Raw genomic sequence first — 18134 nt, 5'->3', positions numbered from 1 at the left:
CAACGGCTGCGGCCGGGCAGCGCCGCGCGCGGCGTCCCGCGAAGTACCCCAGCCCTCCAGATCGCGCGGCCCCGCCGCCGGCTTCCCGCCGCCGGTCCGCGACTTGACCATCCCGCCTCATCGAAGCGTGCATGCATCGCGTCCCCGACAGGCCCTAACCGACCGAACGCGGACGCGGACGCGATACGACGATGCCCATCACAAGGAGTTCACCCCATGCGCTACGGCACCGACAGCGAACACCCCTTCGACACGGACAACCGTGCCTGGCGACGCCTCGGCGACATCGCCAGCGAACACTTCGACGTCATCACCTGGAACCGGGACCCGGACGGCCGGCCGGTCATGCTCACCATGGCCGACCTGCACACCGGGGACACGATCACCCTCGCGATCCTCGACTCACTCGAGATCCGCGACCCATACACGCTGCTCGCCGTCCACACCGGCGGCGAACTCGCCGCGCACGGCCCCACCGGCGGCCCCACTGCGGCCGACTCCCACGCGGCGACGCTCGCGCTCGACAGCACCACCCTCGCCGCGACCAGGCCCACACCGCTGCACGACCCCGGCGCCACGGCCCTGCCCGCCACCTGCTGGGTCGACCTGCCCACCGACCTCGCCGGGGCCCTACGGCCCGCACTCGAGGACGCCCGCAGCGCCGTCCTCGTGCTGCTCGACCGCGCCGGTGGCCGGCTCGCGGCCGTCGGCCCGTTCCCCACCCACGCCGCCGCCGACACCTGGCAACCCGACGACGGCCCCGGCCGCACCGCCGACCGGCTCATCGTGCCCCTGCACACGGTCACCGTCCAGGAGGCCCGGCCGTGACAGCACCCCACCGCTGGCACGCCCCACGCTGGCACCGATCGTGGCCGTCGACGTCGACGGCGTGCTCAACCCCGACGACCCCACCCACGCCACGGCGCTGGGCCACCAGCCGCACCGCTACGACGGGCCCGGCCCCGACGGCGGCACGTCACCGGCACCGTCTGGCTCCACCCCGACCACGGGCCATGGCTGCCGGAACTGGACGACCACGCCCAGCCGGTGTGGTGCACCAGCTGGAACCACCTCGCCGCCGGATGGATCGCGCCACGGCTGGGCCTACCGGACACCTGGCCGCACGTCCCCGTCCAAGGGGGCGGTAGCCGCTTCGGCCACCAGAGCAAACTCAGTCCTCTGAACGCCTGCGCCGCGCGGCGGCCACTCGCCGTCCTCGACGACGAGGTCGGCGGCAAGCACCCCTCCAACGCCGACCAGCGCATCGCCGGCGGGACGCCCACTCTGCTCCGCCCGGTCAACCCGTACCACGGGCTACGCCGCGCCGACATCGACGCGGTGCTGACCTGGCTAAGGCAGTTCTGACAACCGCACCGGCGCCCAACCGGCGCCGGGCCATCCCCTTCACCCGGACTCGTGGGCCCGCATCCGTGGATGCGGGCCCCACGCCGCAACGACAAGGAGCTGACGATGGACAGCATGTCGCAGCCCGCTGACGAACCGGCCGGCGATCGCCCGCCCCGGCTCAACGTCGGTGACCCGGACCTGCGCAAAACCCGCCTGCTCGCCCGCGAGTGCGCCACCTGCATCTTCAAGCCCGGCAACCCGATGCACCTCGACCCCGGCCGGCTCAAGCACATGGTGACCGCGGCGCGCGGCGACGCCGGCTACATCATCTGCCACTCGACCCTGCCGTACGCCGGTAGCCCGGTCCCGCCTGCGGTCTGCCGCGGCTTCGCCGACCGCTACCGCACCTGGCAACTCCAGGTCATGGAACGACTCTGGGGCTTCGTCGAAGTCGAGCCACCTGACCCCGACCCCACCCGTACTCCCAAGTGACCAGGAGACACCCACCATGCCGAACATCGACGACGTCCTCCGACGCCAGGAACAGATCATCGACACCATCGGCTGGGCCGTCACGCACGTCCTGCCCACCGACGACGACCCCGACACCACCACCCCGTTCGCCTACACCGTCGGACTCACCGCCCACCACTACCCCGAACTACTCACCGCCGGGCTACCCCCCGAGGTCGCCCACTGCCTGCTCAATGACCTCGCCTGCCGGGTCTATGACAGGGCTGAACGGTTCAGCCACGGCCAGCGCATCAGCGACCTCATCGCCGGCTACGACGCGATCATCATCGACGGGCCACCCACCCATGACCTGCTGCCCGGGATGGCGATCGCGCGCTACGGCCGTCACCAGATCCGCCTCCAGCAGCTCGTCTGGCCCGACCAGCAGGGCCGGTTCCCCTGGGACAGCGGGTACAACTTCGAACCGCAGGCACAGCCACTGATCGCCCAGACGTAGCGCGACCAAGCGGCGCCGCCCGGGATCCGGACGCCCCCCAGGCGCCGGATCCCGGGCACGACCGAACCGCTGGCCCACAAAGGTGGCAGCACCAGTGAGGGCAGCTGTCGGCGTACAGATCGGAGTCCAGAGGTCGGTACGCCGTTACGTACAAAGATCCACATGACGACGGAGCCAAGGATGGTCGACCCGAGTTCCCCTCGTCACTCGGTCGGGGGAACCTGGATGCTCACCGGCCCGGCGCTCAACCCGGATTCCGGACGACCAAGCGACCGATTCCGATACAAGCTGGCTTGTGCCGTTGCGCTACTTGGTGGCCTTATGCTCGGCAGCATGCCTGAGGGTGCTTCGCATCAAAGTGACTCGCATACACAGCGTGAGGCTGAGGAGGAGATCCTCGCGGGGCTTGCCGCGTCTCTGGGTGTGGTCCTGGCCAAGCCGGAGAGAGTTGCTCTGTCTGGTGGTGTGTTCGTCGAGGTGGATGCAGCGACATCGGACATGGGTGTGGTGGTCGAGGCATATGCCCGGCAGGGCAGATTGAAGGGGGCGCAGCCGAAGAAGATCGCGCAGGATGTGCTCAAGCTGGCTCTGCTCAAGCGGGAGCCCGGCTGGGAGAGGACCCGGACGATCATCGCGTTCGCGAGTCATGAGGCACGTAACTCGATCTCTGGCTGGCTCGCCCGGGCGGCTGCGGAGTTCGGCGTCGAGTTGTTCGTCGTGGAGGTATCTGAGGAGTTGCGGGCACGGATCCTGGATGCTCAGCGCCGCCAGGTCATGGCCAACGCGGACTTGCTCGCGGACGACCTGGTGGTGCAGACGGACTCCGGTCGTTGACGTCATTGCGGGGCTGGGCGCTGACGTGGTCAGGTTCCGGTGGCTCTGGGATGGTCGCGAGTTCTGGCACCATGGTCTGGGTCGATTCCCTGGCCCACCGTCGACGGTTTTAACCGGCACATCTCCTGCGGCCAGCGCACGAACGGCTCACGTCCATCCGCCGAACGTGCAGCGGTTCGATACACCGCTTCGCGCACCAGCACAGGAACAACCCGGATGATCGTTTATGCCAGCGCGGCCTCGCCACCTCGTCCCACGCGTTGAATGAAAGCAGCTTCGGCAGCAGGCAGGGGCACCACACTCGAGGTCACCCGTCCGTAGGATCGAGTCGATCGGCCATCGTCTACAACAGTTGCGTCTCGCAGATACGACGAATTGCCCGTCGGCCGGCTCAGCTGGGACCTCTCTCGCATAAGAGGGCCACCCCACGAGCCAACGGGCCAGCCACATCGGCCTCGTTGGGCGTCTCAGGCCAGATGACCTTGAAGTTTACCGTGCGGAGAGTTCTGACGACACGGTTCGCCAATGCATGACGGTCGATTTCGTCGGCGTCTCCGTATGAGTTCAGCGACAGTCGAAGCCTGTTATCACTGCCTACAATCAGCCTTAGAGACGATGGTCCCTCATCCGTCGAGATCCCTCCAGCAGTCAGGGCCTTCATGACGTCGGCGCCCAAATCGACCGCGTTGCGGCGGTCAACTGTCCGGGCAGCCGCATACACGGAGTCCACGAGTCGAGCGACGGCGCCGGTAACAGCATTTACGGAGATGGTGTACGGGCCGAGGGAGATTGTCTCGGTGTGGGGCTCGTATGCGAACCCCCAGAACTCACTCGCGACCTCACGCGCCGGAGCGCCCGCGGCGATGCGCCGCCTCTGCGGGCCGCGGCCGGTCCCGAGCGCCCAAGCCTCGAAATGCATCAGAGCATTTCGCACCTCGGTCAATCCCGGCAAGGCTTGCTCGTACTCGCTCTTTGCCTCACTGAGAGCGTGCTGAGCCTGATCGAGACCGAGCTCCTGCAGTCGGCCGTCCACGAGTGCGACAGCGCCGAGAAGCTGCCGCAGAGCCAAGATGAGCTGGCGCGCGTCAATCTGACGCGAGCTGAACCAGGAGATCCGGTGGTCATCGGAATCGCGCATGCGCAAGAGGGCAAGCTCTGCTGCACGCTGCCACCACTGGATCTCCGAGACCGCAATCGCCTCGGGGTTGTCCGCAGGCGACCAGTCGACCACCGGACTTGTCACGGTCGGATTATGGTCGTGCTCGCCTTCGCCGTGCCACCCATAAAGCTGCCGGGGCGCGCCGGTCGGCGCACTCATCTTGGCAGGAGCGGATGCCGTGTGGAGATGTCGACTGGACGCCCGTCACGCAACGTCATCGACCGGGCATGCCGGTCAGTCCCACAGACGTCAAGGCAGCCAACCATCAAAACTCGCCTGCCCCGGTGCGGCCTTGCACGTCAAGCCGTACCTGTCTCTGCACGGGAGCCGGTACGCCGACAGCAGCCTGATACCGCTGAGCAGCAACGAAATCCATTGCCTGTTCGCTTACCTCGTTTCGACCATCCCTTACAGACTGGGCGACATCCCGCACTGGTCTCACTTCCGCGGTGTTAGCCCACCTGCGGGTTCTCGAGTAGGAAGTGCAGCCCTTTCCTCGATCGTCGGGCGGGCGGGGCGCCTGTTGACGTCACTCGCTGTGGCTCGCGCGTCGGGCGGGGCGGGGCTGGCGTCGGTCCGTCGCCTGGCGATCCCCGGTCGGCGGGGGTAGTCCGGCGGCAGGTATCGGTAGACCGATCGCAGTGACTTGCCGATCCTCTCGGCGAGCAGTTCAGGGTCCAGGTTCGGCTCCTTGCGCAGCCAGTAGGCCACTGCCTGCGCAGTTCCCCGGGGCACCTCCGAGTCCTCGTCGTCGTTGGCGTCGTCGGCGGCAGCATCCTGATCGTCGCCGTCCGCCTCATCGTCGGCGTTCGCGCCAAGGACGTCCTTGTCATCCACGGTCCTGCCTGCCGGGTCCGCGACGGCCGGATCGTCCGGGGACAGAGCTTCAGGCGGGCCGGCGTCGCGGCTCTCGGCACTCTGCTGGTGGCCGCTCGGGGCCGGTCGAGGGTTCTTCTCTGGCTCTGGATTCGGCTCCTGCCGGTCATCGCGAGGCGTGTCCGCCACCGACGCGCAGGGGGCGGCCTCAGGTGCCGATGGCGCGTCGGCGACGCGCTCTCCCCTGAACCAGCGACGGCGGTGACGGAAACTATGAGCTGTCACGATCCGCTCCGGGGCGAGGTCAGCGGCCAGGAGCATGGTCAGCCCGTTGTAGTCGGCGGTAGCCGCGAGGCGTGTCGCGATCTCGTCCAGGTCGTACACGCGCACGGCGATGTCGGCGGTGGTGGGGTCCATCGCCGCCCTGATCTTGCGATGGAGCACCTTGGCGATCGCGGCGTCGCGCCGTCGGCGGGCGATCGCGGTGCGGGCCGCCGCGAGGGACTCGTACAGGTCGAGGCCGTCGGCTTTGGCGATGGACCGCGCTCGGGAGGTGATGACGGGGTGGCAGATCCAGTGCCCGAACACCTCGTACGCGGGTGGTGTGGGCGGCAGGCCTCCGGTGACGCGCAGCCGGTCGCGGCGCTGGTTGCCGGCGTGCATCAGCCAGACGAGGTATCCGAGGGCGGACATACCCGCGTAGAAGCCGCCGGCTAGGTGGTCGGGGTGGGCAGCCCAGTTGAAGGTGACGGCTCCGGCGGCGATCGCGGAGGACAGCAGGCGTGATCCGATCGCCCGCTCACCGAGCCGGCGTCGCACGTCGGCGTTGGCCATCACGACGACGCCGCCCAGTTCGAGCGCCGCGACGGCGGGGACCGCGACGACCAGCGGGACGCCGAGTGTTTGGACGGCGCCGGTGACTTGTCCAACGAGGGCGACCAGCAGCACCAGGACGTAGAACACCTGGCGTATCCAGGCGGCGTGCCGGACTGCTGTGGCCAGGTCGGCGTCCACCGCGTCGAGGGTCGTCGGGGACGAAGCTTGCCGGTGCGTCGACCCGCCCTGAGGGCCGCGGGCGGGCCCAGGATGGCCGGTGCGTACGGCTGCTCGCAGGGGCCACGCGGTGCCGTTGCGGTCCCAGCCTGTCGCCTGCGGGCCGTCGCCGCAGCGGTTGGGCTGATCGTGCAGGCTGCCACGACGTGCGTCGTTTGCCGCCGAAGGGTCCGTCGTCATGGGTGAAGTCCGCTGTTGTGAAAGTCGGTCTTCCCGGTGGGCTTCTGCCGTCGCAGGTCGGCGATGAGCCGATCGGCGAGTCTGAGGGTGTCCTCGCTGGGTTCGGCGTCGATCTCGTCGAGCCGGCGGGTGAGGGCTCGGCGTAGGGAGCGGATCTGCTCGAGGTGTCCGAGTGCGGCGTGGGCGCGCATCGCTTGCTGGTAGATGGCTTCGGCGTACGGGTCGTGGCGCATGGCGGCTTCGAGGACGGCCAGGGCTTGTGTCGGGTCGGTGGTAGCGGCGGCGAGGGCGAGGTGGGCGTCGAGGGCTTGGCGGCGGATGCCCTCGCGGTATGCCTCGATCCATTCGTAGTCGAAGCCGTCGGCGAGTGTGCCGTCGTAGGCGTTGACGGCGCGCTGGAGTGCGGCGGTGCGGTCGGCGTCGGTGGTGGCGAGGGCGGCGTCGCGCAGTGCGGCGCGCATGCGCCATAGGTCGGTGTCGAGGGCGTCGCGGTTGAGGGCGTAGCGGCGCGACGGGTGGGTGAGGTAGGTGGCGGGACCTCCGGTGAGGATGAGGGTTTTGCGTAGTGCGGATACGTAGGTGTGCAGGCGGTGCGGTGCCTTCGAGGCGGGGGCGTCGGGCAGCAGGTCGTCGAGGATGTTGTCCTGTGCGGCGTCGCCGTCTTGGACGATGAGGTAGACCAGCAGTTCGAGGGCTTTCGCGCGCAGCGGCGTGGTCGTGTCCATGTCCACGATGCGTGCCCCTCCGAGCACTCGAACGTCGACGCGTCCGCCGGTACGGGAAGACCGATCGTCGCCCGCCGGGTGCGGTTCATTCCCGGCGTGATCGCAGCGTTGATGCGGGTTTGCGGCGACGGAATTCTCGGGTGTGGGGTTCGGCTCGTGGGCGGCGCTGACCAGCCTGTCGGGGTCGCTCATGTCGTTTGCGGCCGGTCGTGGTCCCTGACCGATGACAGGGCGCGGCGGTGCGGTCGGTACCAGTGCGCGGGGCTCGCTGGGCTGCACTTCGGCGGGAATGTCGACGCTCTGGGGCGGGGTAAGGACGTTGAGGCGACCGGCGTTGGCGGGGCGCGGGCCGGGCCGCGGGGCAGCCTCTTTGTCGCTCGGGGGTGTCGCACTGCTGTTTTCGTCGACGGTTGCGGGTAGTGGTGTGTGCTGCGCGGGTGCTGGCGGTTGAGGCTCGCCGGTATGGGACTCGGCGAGGAGTCGCAGCAGTTCGGTGGTCTCGCTGCGGTTGATGACGCTCAGGCGGCCGACGGCGGATGGACAGCTGTGTTGTTTCGCGTCGTGCTTAATGATGCTGGTGGAGCCGTCTTCGGCGACGGAGATGGTGTCGCCGTCGGGCCAGGCGCCGAGCAGGACGCCGTGGATGTCGAGTCGGTGTCCTTGCGTGAGCAGCGCGGCGATGCGGGTGCGCTCATGAGTAGCGGTGGGGGCGGCGATCAGCACCGTCGGCGGCACGGGCTCGGCGGTCGGGTCCCGGTCGCGCAGGTCGGTGATCGTGTCGAGCTCGTGGTCGCCGCACATGCGTGCGCGGTGCAGCGTGCGCTCTTCGATCAGCGTCAGAGCGTCGCTGAGTCCGCTGGTGATGGTCATCCGCAGGGTGTCCGCCAGTGTGGTTGTGGTGGTGCCTAGCAGCGTGGCGAGGGTGTCCGAGGCGATGACGACGTGGTGGCGGCTATCGGGGTCATCCGGTCCGCCGGCGGCGAGGGCGGACACCAGTGCGCCTCGGGCCGCTGCCTGGGCTCCGGGCCCGATCAGACCGAGTCCCGCAGACGGCAACACCTCGATCAGCGGGCGGGCCGGCGGGGGTATAGGCGACTGCGACCCGTGCGCGGTGAGCTTGTAGGTGGCGTTGTCGGCCGCGTCTGCCGGGTCCGAGTCAGCGTCCACGACGGCTTCGTCGGGCGGAGGGTCGAGGTCGGGGCCGGGGTCAGGAATCGTCGTCGCGCTCGGTGTGAGGGCCCGTAGGCCGCGACGGATCCGGGTGACCACCGCCGGCATCGCCTCGACACTCGGGTCGTCGAGGCGTGGGCGCGCGGTGGGTTGCTGGGGGATGTAGCGGCGACGGCGGTGTGCCCAAACGAGGGCAACTGCGGCGAGGACTGCGGCGGCGAGTCCCATGTCGAGCCAGCTACCCGTGCCGAGCGACACACCAGGCTGAGGTCGCGGCGTTGGGGCGGTTCGGTCGTCGGCGGTGCGAGTGGTGGGCGTGGCAGCCGGTCCCGACGCCGAAGCGTGGTCGGCTGGCGCGGACGTGGGCGCTGGGGCGGACTCGACGAGGCCGTCGTCGGTGTCCGTTCCGGTCGGGCTGCTGGACGGTCCTGACGGAGCTGATGTCGTCGGCGTTGGGGCGGGCGCCGGTCGGGGCGACGGGCGTGGTGCTTCGAGCGTGGGAGGTAGTCGCAGTGTCCAGCCCGGGTAGATGAGGTCAGGGTCGCGAAGTGTCCCACCAGTGTGAGGAAAGCGAGTGCCACGGTTGGCGGTGAAGATCTCGGGCCAGCGGTCCGCGTCGCCGAGGCGGTCCTGGGCGATGCGGGACAGGGTGTCGCCACGCCGCACCGTGTAGGTGTGCTCGGCCTGGTCCTTGCCGTTGGCTGGTGAGGTGGTCTGGTCGTCGGCGTGGGTGCGCGCGGTGGCTGCTGGGCCTTGCGGTGCATGGGTTGTCTCCGCGGCGGCGGTGGTCGCGGTGGCGTGGGCGGGTGTCGCGGTGGCCGCCGTGCTGACGGCGGTCGCTCCCAGGACAGCCGCCGTGATGCCCTGCAGCGGCCCGGGCATGTGCAGCCGTGGCAGTCGCCGTGACATCCGGGCGGCCTGGGCGTACAGGCGGGCCGTGATGGCGGCGGCGAGCATTGCCCACAGCAGCCACGCCGCGAGGTAGGCGATGCCGGCGAGGAAGCCGCCGCTGAGGGGCTCCTCGACCCAGCCGCGGAGCAGAGTGGTCCACGAGCCTTGCGGGCGTGGCCACCTGCCGAGGCGGACGAGCGTGACCGGCACAGCGACGACCAGCAGCGTGACCGCCGACGTGTGAGCGGCCGAAGCGCCCCTGAACCTCATCGCCCCTCCCTTGCTGCCATGTGCGGGACCCGGACGCCGACCGGCACCGAACCGGCTTGGCGGCGCGGTGAAACGTTGGCCCCGAATCGACCGTAGGGCGAGCGGCAGAAGACGACGCGGTTCCGCTAGCTGACAGGACCTCACACGACCTCACACGACCTCACAACCCCAGCTCACAGGCCGGCGATAGGAGTAGAGACGGTGCGATCGGCGGCCTCTGCTGAGGCCAGGACGCGGCTTCTGCCGGGAGGACGGGCTGGCTGTCTGGGACCGAGCACGGGGGCACGCGATAACGGGAGCGAAGCCGGAAGCGCATGGCGGTAGGACACTTCGGGCTTTCCCGAACCGGGCTACCCGTGCGCTCGGGGCGGGCAGCGTTACCGGGTGGGGATGGCGGGATGGTCCCGGAGGGTGGCTGTCGTGAGCGCCGTGTCGGTGGGGAGGATGCCCGCTGCGGCGAGACGACGGGCGTAATCCTTCCGCAGGTGGTCGGCCGCGTCGTGGTCGCCGAGGGTGATGAGTGCGCTGACTGCGCGGGTGTGCAGGTCGGCGTTGTATGGGTCGATGCGGATGCCGGCCTGCAGCCATGCCAGGGCTTCACGGGCGTCAGGGCTGGCGCTGGCGAGAGCCGCGTGTGAGTCGATGACGTGCCGGCGGGTGGCCTCGCGGATCGGGTCGAGCCAGGGCCAGGTCCGTCGGGCGGCGAGGTCGCCGGGGTAGGCGTCGATGACGGCCTTCCAGGTCGTCGCGTCGGTGGCGACGGCGATGGTGGCGTCGCGGACCGCGTGGTGGAAGTGCCACAGGTCGACGGTGACGCCGGTGGGGTCGAGGCGGTACCGGTCGTCGCTGTGCTCGATAAGGGTCACCCCTGCGGTGGACCGGATGGTGGCGCGGAGGTCGCTGAGGGTGGTGTAGAGGCGGCCGGTGAGAGAGCGGCGGGGCAGGCCCGGCCAGATAGCGTCTGTCAGTTGTCGGGTGTCGGCTCCGTCGGGGTGGGCGGCGAGGAACACGAGGACTTGGAGCGCGGCGGTACGCCGGATCTCCACAGGGTGGCCGTCCAGCAGCAGTGTCGGTTCGCCCAGCACGCGCAGCTGAAGGCGTCGTGTGTCGTTGCCGGAGCGGACGGGGTGGTCCTGGGCGGTGGCCTCCCACTGCGGGGACCGGCCTGCCAGGGCGGGGTTGCGCGACGGGCCGGAGGTGCCAGGCTCTGGCGGTGCCGGGTCGGGGTGGGCGATGACGGTGAGCAGGTCGGTGGCCGTGACCTGGGTAAGGACACACATCCGTGGCGCGTTTGACCCGCTGCCGTCCTGGTGGTGGGTGCGCCCCGACGGGTCGACCTGCCATGTCTGGCCGGCCGACCACCGTCCAAGCACGGCCACCACGGCGGAGGCGGTGGTCAGACTCGCCAGGGTCTCGGCGTCGTCCGTCGCGGACGCCTCGCCGACGATGAGGGTTGGTCCAGGTGGGCCGGCGCCCTCCTGCGTGTCTCGGTGTGCCGGGTCTCGTCCGCCCAGGCCACGACCAGGGTGGTCTCCGGAGAAGAACCCTGCTGCCTGCCCGAGGTTGTCGATGACGGCCAGCCCGGGCAGGCGCCGGGCCAGCGTTTCGGCGGTGGGGCCGAGCAACCCGGCCAGGACGGATCGGGTGGCGACCACGGACACGGCCGGGTGATGACGCCCAGCTAGGAGGCTGGTGACGAGCAGGCCTCGCGCCGCGTCCTGCGCCCCCAGCCCGGTGAGACCGACCCCAGTTCGGGGGAAAACCTCGCCAACGGTTGGCCGGTCGAGCGGCGGCGAGCCGGCCGAGGCGGCGCCGGGTTCGGTAGGCGGTGGCGTCGAGTCGGCGAGGGCGGCTTGCACGGCCGCCACTGTCGGGGGCAGCGGAGCCAGGTCCGTGTCCTCGCGGCTCGGTGGACCGGGCGGGCGGGGCCGGTAGGAGCGACGGCGACGCAGCCACACCAGCGCCGCCGCCGCGCTGACCTGCTCCGCTGTCTCACGCGGCAGCCAGCCGCCGGTGACGCTGATCCCCGCGTCGGCGAGGACGTCACCGTCTGGTGGCTTGGGCTTACCGGCCTCATCCAGGGTTCCTGCCGCTACCGGCTGCGTGGGCGGCGGTGGCGGTGCGGCGATCGCGTGGGAGCTGACGCCGAGGACGGCTGCGCCGGCGATGCCACCGGCGGTGGCTTGCCAGGGTGTCGGCAGCGGCATGCGCCGCAGCCACGACACGGTCGCGCTCAGGCGGGTCAGCACCCGGATCGTGACCGTGTAGGCGAGCAGGAGCCACACCATCCAGGCCGCGATGGTCAGCGCGGCGGTGAGGGTCTGTTCGGTCAGCGGGTTCTGCACCCACTCGCGTGCCTGCGCGGCGGTCGGCCACCCTTGTATGGGTGCTCCGATCAGTGACAGCAGCACTATCGGAGGGCCCGTCAGAAGGGTGAGGACGAACAGCAGCGACATCAGCTGCCGCGGCCACCGCATGTCACCCGCCTCCACCCGGTGACATGTCCGCCCGAACCGGCCCCAGGGGAGGTGCGGTGGGAGTGGGTGGGGTGGGGCGCAGGATTCGGCTCCATAGCCGAGTAGCCCACCAGGTCGCGACGGCGATGGCGTAGATGACGCCGAGCATCCCGGCGGCCCGTCTACTGACGATCGCCGCGAAGATCACCGCGAGGGGGGCGGCGAGGATGAGGCGGAACATCAGGGGTGTCACCACTGCCATGACCACGGCGACGCCGAGGAGGAGACCGCCGACGCGGCCGGCGATGTCGATCCACAGGATCCGGTCCGGCCACCGGTCGGCGGTCAGGGAGTACTGGATCAACCCCATGCCGAGCGTGGCGGCGACGATGGATCCGGTCGGCGCGGCCAGCAACGCCGACCAGCCGCCGTGTGGGGCACGCCACTGCCGGGCGGCGACGACTGCCATCGCCACGGCCATCACCGACACCGGTGCGATCGGCCACAGCGCCCATTTCAGGTACGGGCCGACGGGCATTCCGAAGTATTGGCTGGTGACCACCGCGTACAGGCCGGCGATCGCCGCGCCGAGGGACACCGCGGCGAGGATCCCGACGCTGACCCTTCCCCCTTCGGTTCGGGTGCCGGGGGTGGGACTGCGGGCGGCGATCAGCGAACCGAGGACCGTGCCCGCGGCCAGGCACGCCAGCAGAGCCATCACCGCCGCCATCGTGAACTCGCCCCAGTTCACACTCACCGAGTAGTAGACACCGAGCACCCCGTGCTCCTCGGCGGTCAGGAGGCACTGCCAGATCAGGGCCAGCGACGCGAAGCCGGGTACCGCGATCGCCGCCGCTCGGCGCACGGGCGGCACCGGCACCTCCACCCGCTCGGCCGTCGCGGTATCGACGGCGCCGACGTCCGCGGCGCCCCGGGCCGCGACCAGCGCCGGTTCGGGCACGACTATGGGTGCGGTGCCTGTGTGCTCGGCGATCGCCGCCGCTAGGTGCGGTAGCTGGGCGCTGCCGCCCACACAGTAGATGCCGGCGAGGTCGCCGACCGTGAGTTCGGCGGCGGCGACTGTCTCCTGCGTCAATTGCGCCACGCGCCACGCCACCGGCCGGGCGGCCTCGTCGAGCATCGCGCTGTTCGCGACTACCGGCGGCCGGTCCGGGAGCGGAACCGTGACAGCCGGATGGCTCACCAACGCTTCCTTGGCCACCCGAACGCTGTGCGCCACCGACGCGCGCGACACGCCCTGACCCTCTCCGGTCGACGCGCCGATGAGGGCGTCGGCGAGCGCGTGATCGACTGCCGTGCCGCCAGCTGCGGCGTCGGCGAGGGTCGCGAGGACCTCGAACCCGGCCGGCCCGCGGCGCAGCACCGTCACCTCGGCGCCAGCGCCGACGTCACAGATGACAAGAAACGCGCCGACCGGCACCCGCACACCGGTGGTGAGCAGATACTCGGCGACCGCCACCGGGGCCTCCACCAGACGCGGTTGCGGCAACCCGGCCCGGTGCGCGACCTGCCGCATCCAGGTCCGCCGCCGAGGCCCCCACCCCGCCGGGACTACCACCCGCACATCCCGCACCGGCTGACCGACGACCCGCTCGGCTTCGGCGGCGACCCTGCGCAGCGGCGCCGCCGCCACCTCCAGCGCGTCGCCGCCAGCGTCACCTGCCGTCGCGTCCTCCACCGGATGGCGCGGCCCCGGAATGAACGCCGCGGGCTGCCCCGCCGCCTGTCCGTTCCCGGGCATATATGACGCGCTGTGTAGGGCTGGGTTCCCGTCGAATGACAGCACGTGCGCGCTGCCGTCGGCCCACGCCAGGACGGCTTGGGTGCCGGCGCTGCCGCAGTCGATCGACAACCGTGCTTCCCCCGACCCCATGTCCATAGTCAAACATGAGGATCACATTCACGTCACCTGTCAATCACTCACGGCCAGCAGAGGCCAGCCGAACCGTACCAGCGTCACCGTCCGCCGAACCGCCGACGAATCTCCACGAGGAATCCGCGTGGTGAGGCCGTTTCCCGCCTGCGTGCCTCTTGCCAACGACACCAACACGCATTGGATGGAACCGTGAAGCCATCGAACACACCCGCGCACCCCACCGACGGCATCGCCCGCACATGGACCCGCGCAGTCCTGACAACCGAACCCGCCGACCACGACACCGCCGAAGCCGCAGCCCGCGCCGCCTACCGCAGCGCAGGCGAGGTCCGGTGGAAGTCACCGCCCGAGCCGGCGACAGCGAGACCGGCCGGGTGCTCCAGTGGGAGTTCGACACCGAAGGCGAGGCACTCGCCATGGTCAAGCGTCTGCTCGCCGCCGACGCGGGCGGCCAGTGGCGCAAGCAGTCCGGCGACAACCAGCCGCCACAGCAGACCTAGCACCCGGCTGGCGGTCCGCACCTTGGGGCGCAGACCGCCAGCCGGATCGCGCTCAGGAGCTACAGGTGTTGAGCATGCTTTGCAGGGCGGACTTCTCCGACGACTGCAGGGTGAGACCCCAGCTGTACTTCACGGTGATCCACATCTTGCTGTAGGTTCGCGCAGCTCTCCTCGACCTACCACGCGCGGTCACCGCATCCGGCGCCCGCGCCGGCCGGTCGACTCCCCCACCGCAATCCGACCGATGACCTGCGGTGAGGTGGCGAGCGGAAGCGGGACAACAGCGCGGTGCGGCCGCCCCAACAACCACCCCCACGGCGTTCAGGCCGCTTCCGGCGCGACCAGTACCTCGACCGGCAGGCGAAACGAAACCGAATACGACAGGCTAAGGGTCAATTTGGCTGCTCAGCGGGAGGCGGAAACGTCCAGCAGAATCGTCGCCAACTCATCCGGCGTGTCGCGCATGAGATTGGTGAGCGTGAACGGCAGTGGGCACGGCGTCTACGTGTACGGCGACACCGTCGCTGCCGCGTACCGCAGAGCTGGTCTCCGCAGCCCCGTGACCCACCGGCAGGTGACCATCGTGGAGGCGGTCGCCGGCACGAGCGGCTTCGAACGAGATCTCGCCGTATTGACGTTCGAACGCGTCCGGGCGGGCCGCTTCGCGGAGGTGGCCGAGACGGTCGGGCGGGTCAGCGGACGGCCGGCGCGGACGCTGCGGGCCTTCCTCGCCGACACCGGATCACTGACCGCATCGCGGTGACGTCACTACAGTAGCCTCCATGACCGCACGTCCGCCTCTTGCCGAGCAATTCGATCTGCAGCCGCATCCCGAAGGTGGCTGGTTCCGGGAAACCTATCGGTCCGCTGTCGCATTCGAGCCGGACGGCTACCCGGGCAGCCGTGCCGCCGCGACGGCGATCCTCTTCCTCCTCGAACCGGGTGACTCGTCGGCCTGGCACACCGTGCGGTCGGACGAGATCTGGTTCTGGCACTCAGGTGGCCCGTTGGCGCTGACCGTCGGCAGGGACAACGCGCCGACGATCCTGAGTGCCGAGTGCCCGCAGATCCTGGTGCCGGCGGGCGAGTGGCAGTCCGCGAGACCGGCGGGCGACGAGCACGTTCTCGTCAGCTGCGTGGTGAGTCCAGGCTTCGAGTTCGCCGACTTCCACATGCCGTGAGCAGCAGCACCGCCCCGTCGGTGCTGTCCACGGAGGCAGTCAGCGCTGACTCCCCCCGCCGACCAGTGCGCTACTGGGACAGGAAGCCCTTCAGCGCGGTGATCGGCAGGGACGTTGCCTTTCGTGCCGTGCAGGATGAGGGTCGGCTTGCCGGACCGCCTCGACGTCACCGCGGAAGTCCTCGATCCACGGGGGATCAGCACGACGGTCACCGAGAGCGTCTACCGGCACGAACTGCGGCCGGTGCTCCTGGGCGCTGCACGGTGAATGGATGGCGGCGGTCAACGCCCTCGCTTCGGGTCTCATCCCTTACGATCGATGCCGTCGCCGCGGAGTACCTTCGCGTGCTGCCCGGGCCTAGTACTGCAACGGCAGTTGGTCAGGGGTAGCCGTGTCGTCGGTAGTGGCAGGTCCGGGGCTTGGTGTTGGCGTCGTCGGCGCCAGCGGGACCAGGCCCAGACATGCTCGGGTGGGTGCGTTGATCGGACTACGAGTGCGGTGAGCAGTCTTCGGACCTCCGGTACCGTGTAGCCGATCATCATGTCGTCGCCGGAGCTGGATCCCCTTTTGCAGTAAGGGATCGGGCCACCGACAGCCAGGCATGGGCGGCCATGGACAGGGTGATGTGGGCGTACCAGGCTCGCCAGTCGCGGACCTGGTACTCGTCGAGGCCGGCTTCGTTCTTGGCCTGCTGGAAGCATTCCTCGATCGCCCACCGGGCTCCTGCGATGCGGGCCAGGTCGACCAGGCGGGTGCGGCGGGGTCCGTAGCAGACGTAGTACGCGATCTCCCCGGTCGTCATACTGCGCCGGGCGAGCAGCCAGTGACCGCGGCCCGGTTGCCAGCAGATACGCACCGGCACCCGCGCCCACCAGTATTCGCGAGGTCCGTGGGCACCGGCGCCGGCGGACAGCCGGCACCACGCCCGAGCAGGAAGGTTCGCGATGAGCTGGTCGGCGCGGGCAGTGCCCATGCTGGTGGTGATCATGTCGTCGTTGCGGCGGGTCGCGACCACATAACCCACATCCCGGTGTTCCAACCAGACCCGCAGGGATTTCGACTGCCCGTAGGCCTCGTCCATCGTCACCCACCCGACCGGCACCCCGGCGTCCAAGGCGCGGGCCAGCATCTCCCGGGCCATCTGCACCTTCGTGGCGAACTGCACCTCGTCCGGGATCCCGGCTGCCCGGCACCGGTCTCGATCATCGGTCCACGACGCCGGGAGGTAGAGCTGCCGGTCGATCAGCGCGTGGCCCTTGCTGGAACGATAGGCCAGGAACGCACCGACCTGGCAGTTCTCCGTCCGCCCGGCAGTGCCGGAATACTGCCGTTGCACCCCGGCCGACCGGGTGCCCTTCTTCAGGAACCCGGTGTCGTCGACGATCAGCACTCCGGCCGGGTCGCCGAGGTGCTCGACGACGTAGTCCCGCACGTCGTCACGGACCGCGTCGACGTCCCAGTCCGCCCACCGCAGCAACCGCTGCATCCCGTCCGGCGACAGATCCCCGGCCTGCTCAGCGAGGGTCCAGCCGTTCTTGCGGCCCAGGCCGGAGACCAGCCCACACAGGTACTGCCGCGCCCGCCGTCGTGGTTCCGCCCGGCGAAACCGAGGCCCGATCCGGGCATGCAACCGGTCCAACTCGCCATGCCACTGATCGATATCTACGTCCGTCACAGGCAGACCAACGAACGCGAACCGAACTCGATTCGCCTACTGCCGTTGCAGTACTAGGTGCCCCACCGCATGGACAACGTGAACCCCAGCACGCAACGACATACGGGACCACGAAGTTAGTTGCATATCCACGTTACTGGGATGGGCTTCTGGCAAGTGTTCATATCATGGCAGAAGCTCCGACCAACGTCTTCGTTGGTCGGAGCTCGCCTGTCGGGTCGACCCTATTCGAACCGACGACCTTGGTTGCCATCCACAACCATCCCGGCCCCCGTCAATGATTGCCAAGAATCGGCGCTGAACAGCTGCAAAGGCGCGATCACGCAGTGGTCGCTTGTGTCGCCGTCTGACATCAGGACTCTTCGCCGCCCAAGCGGCGAGAGTTGCACGCCCCCCGCAAACATCGGAAGCAGAGTCTGACAACGGCCGAATCGGCAATTCCCATTACGCGGCCCAGAAGACCGTGCATTGACCGCCTTTGGCTGCAGCACCGAAGAAGGCGACCAACGCCTCGTAGCGGTCGGCAAGAACGAGCTGGATGTTGTGTATTTCCTCATTTGACATAGGACCGTCCGCAGCCATCTCAGCGGATAGCGGTTCGAGGTACTGGGGGGACGCGGGATCAAGGTCGACCAGGATTCCCTGCTCCTCTTCCAAGATCTGCCGCAGGTGGGGTGTGAGGACATCGAACGGGGTCCGGCTCAGGTGCAGCGAGGATCGACTGACTTCTTCGACCCCGAGGCATCGGCTATCGGCCTGTGCACCCCAGGCGTGGCGTTCGTCAGGATAAAGCGAACCTGCCGTGATGGGGTTGATCGGGAAATGCGCAGCGTCCATCAGAGCGGCCAATCGTCGCCACGCCTGGCCCAGGTCGAGCCTTGCCGCTTCTGGGAAGAGCGTGAGTCGTTCGTAGGCCTCAACGGGGGTGGAGCGGAGCTGTGTCAACGTCTCGGGATCGAGCCGTACGAAATCACCCAGTACGCTCACCGAACATCACCTTTCGAGTACTA

15 protein-coding genes are annotated in these 18134 nt (G+C 69.4%); 8 read left to right on the top strand and 7 right to left on the bottom strand.

The annotated features are described in order from the left end of the window. The first annotated feature begins 216 nt into the window (after positions 1-216). The 5 genes from OH804_RS04585 to OH804_RS04565 all read left to right on the top strand — a co-directional run bounded on the left by OH804_RS04585 (position 217) and on the right by OH804_RS04565 (position 3151). Positions 217-828 carry a hypothetical protein gene (locus OH804_RS04585; protein ID WP_406062971.1) on the top strand — a complete coding sequence of 204 codons (612 nt, stop codon included), beginning with the start codon at positions 217-219 and terminating at the stop codon, positions 826-828. A 219-nt stretch (positions 829-1047) separates the two neighbouring features. Then, positions 1048-1365 (top strand): hypothetical protein, encoded by a 318-nt coding sequence (locus tag OH804_RS04580; protein WP_406062970.1) that lies wholly within the window; start codon positions 1048-1050, stop codon positions 1363-1365. A 105-nt stretch (positions 1366-1470) separates the two neighbouring features. Next, positions 1471-1839: a hypothetical protein gene (locus tag OH804_RS04575; RefSeq protein ID WP_406062968.1), complete on the top strand. Its 369-nt coding sequence runs from the start codon at positions 1471-1473 to the stop codon at positions 1837-1839. Between the two features lie 16 nt (positions 1840-1855). Then, positions 1856-2317, top strand: coding sequence for a DUF4262 domain-containing protein (locus OH804_RS04570; protein WP_393227643.1), 462 nt, complete (start codon positions 1856-1858; stop codon positions 2315-2317). A 333-nt stretch (positions 2318-2650) separates the two neighbouring features. Next, positions 2651-3151 carry a hypothetical protein gene (locus OH804_RS04565; protein WP_406062965.1) on the top strand — a complete coding sequence of 167 codons (501 nt, stop codon included), beginning with the start codon at positions 2651-2653 and terminating at the stop codon, positions 3149-3151. 391 nt (positions 3152-3542) lie between these two features. Here the strand turns inward: OH804_RS04565 and OH804_RS04560 are convergent, their stop codons facing one another. From OH804_RS04560 to OH804_RS04540, 5 genes are all read right to left on the bottom strand, one after another. Continuing rightward, the gene (locus OH804_RS04560; RefSeq protein WP_406062963.1) at positions 3543-4394 is read right to left on the bottom strand and encodes a hypothetical protein; all 852 of its coding nucleotides are present in this window, start codon (positions 4392-4394) and stop codon (positions 3543-3545) included. A 354-nt stretch (positions 4395-4748) separates the two neighbouring features. Further along, entirely contained in the window at positions 4749-6140 is a 1392-nt protein-coding gene (locus tag OH804_RS04555; protein WP_406062961.1) for a hypothetical protein, read from the bottom strand. A 215-nt stretch (positions 6141-6355) separates the two neighbouring features. Beyond that, complete coding sequence (locus OH804_RS04550; RefSeq protein WP_406062959.1) at positions 6356-9415, bottom strand: BTAD domain-containing putative transcriptional regulator; 3060 nt, start codon at positions 9413-9415, stop codon at positions 6356-6358. Between the two features lie 377 nt (positions 9416-9792). Then, the gene (locus OH804_RS04545) at positions 9793-11892 is read right to left on the bottom strand and encodes a hypothetical protein (protein ID WP_406062958.1); all 2100 of its coding nucleotides are present in this window, start codon (positions 11890-11892) and stop codon (positions 9793-9795) included. Between the two features lies 1 nt (position 11893). Then, positions 11894-13633 (bottom strand): Hsp70 family protein, encoded by a 1740-nt coding sequence (locus OH804_RS04540; RefSeq protein ID WP_406062956.1) that lies wholly within the window; start codon positions 13631-13633, stop codon positions 11894-11896. Positions 13634-14100: 467 nt separating this feature from the next. On the opposite strand from OH804_RS04540, the gene OH804_RS04535 reads away from it, so the two are divergent. From OH804_RS04535 to OH804_RS04525, 3 genes are all read left to right on the top strand, one after another. After that, on the top strand, positions 14101-14268 hold the full coding sequence (locus tag OH804_RS04535) for a hypothetical protein (protein ID WP_406062954.1): 168 nt from the start codon (positions 14101-14103) through the stop codon (positions 14266-14268). A gap of 463 nt (positions 14269-14731) precedes the next feature. Beyond that, entirely contained in the window at positions 14732-15031 is a 300-nt protein-coding gene (locus OH804_RS04530) for a hypothetical protein (protein WP_406062952.1), read from the top strand. A gap of 19 nt (positions 15032-15050) precedes the next feature. Further along, positions 15051-15449, top strand: a complete 399-nt coding sequence (locus OH804_RS04525; protein WP_406062950.1) for a cupin domain-containing protein — start codon at positions 15051-15053, stop codon at positions 15447-15449. A gap of 538 nt (positions 15450-15987) precedes the next feature. Here the strand turns inward: OH804_RS04525 and OH804_RS04520 are convergent. Together OH804_RS04520 and OH804_RS04515 are read right to left on the bottom strand one after the other, a co-directional pair. Further along, a complete protein-coding gene (locus OH804_RS04520; RefSeq protein WP_406062948.1) occupies positions 15988-17124 on the bottom strand; it encodes an IS701 family transposase in 1137 nt (378 codons plus the stop codon). A 444-nt stretch (positions 17125-17568) separates the two neighbouring features. Continuing rightward, positions 17569-18111, bottom strand: coding sequence for a DUF1877 family protein (locus tag OH804_RS04515; RefSeq protein WP_406062946.1), 543 nt, complete (start codon positions 18109-18111; stop codon positions 17569-17571). Between the last annotated feature and the right edge of the window lie 23 nt (positions 18112-18134).

Source organism: Micromonospora sp. NBC_00860 (assembly GCF_045207375.1).
Lineage (GTDB): Bacteria > Actinomycetota > Actinomycetes > Mycobacteriales > Micromonosporaceae > Micromonospora > Micromonospora vinacea.
The sequence above is the reverse complement of the archived record's forward strand: the minus strand, read 5'-3'. Positions and strand labels throughout refer to the sequence as shown.

Excerpts from the sequence above, each read along its gene's own strand:
- OH804_RS04585 (WP_406062971.1), top strand. The coding sequence starts at position 217 with ATGCGCTACGGCACCGACAGCGAACACCCCTTCGACACGGACAACCGT.
- OH804_RS04575 (WP_406062968.1), top strand. The coding sequence starts at position 1,471 with ATGGACAGCATGTCGCAGCCCGCTGACGAACCGGCCGGCGATCGCCCG.
- OH804_RS04570 (WP_393227643.1), top strand. The coding sequence starts at position 1,856 with ATGCCGAACATCGACGACGTCCTCCGACGCCAGGAACAGATCATCGAC.
- OH804_RS04565 (WP_406062965.1), top strand. The coding sequence starts at position 2,651 with ATGCCTGAGGGTGCTTCGCATCAAAGTGACTCGCATACACAGCGTGAG.
- OH804_RS04550 (WP_406062959.1), bottom strand. The coding sequence starts at position 9,415 with ATGAGGTTCAGGGGCGCTTCGGCCGCTCACACGTCGGCGGTCACGCTG.
- OH804_RS04545 (WP_406062958.1), bottom strand. The coding sequence starts at position 11,892 with ATGCGGTGGCCGCGGCAGCTGATGTCGCTGCTGTTCGTCCTCACCCTT.
- OH804_RS04540 (WP_406062956.1), bottom strand. The coding sequence starts at position 13,633 with ATGCCCGGGAACGGACAGGCGGCGGGGCAGCCCGCGGCGTTCATTCCG.
- OH804_RS04530 (WP_406062952.1), top strand. The coding sequence starts at position 14,732 with ATGAGATTGGTGAGCGTGAACGGCAGTGGGCACGGCGTCTACGTGTAC.
- OH804_RS04525 (WP_406062950.1), top strand. The coding sequence starts at position 15,051 with ATGACCGCACGTCCGCCTCTTGCCGAGCAATTCGATCTGCAGCCGCAT.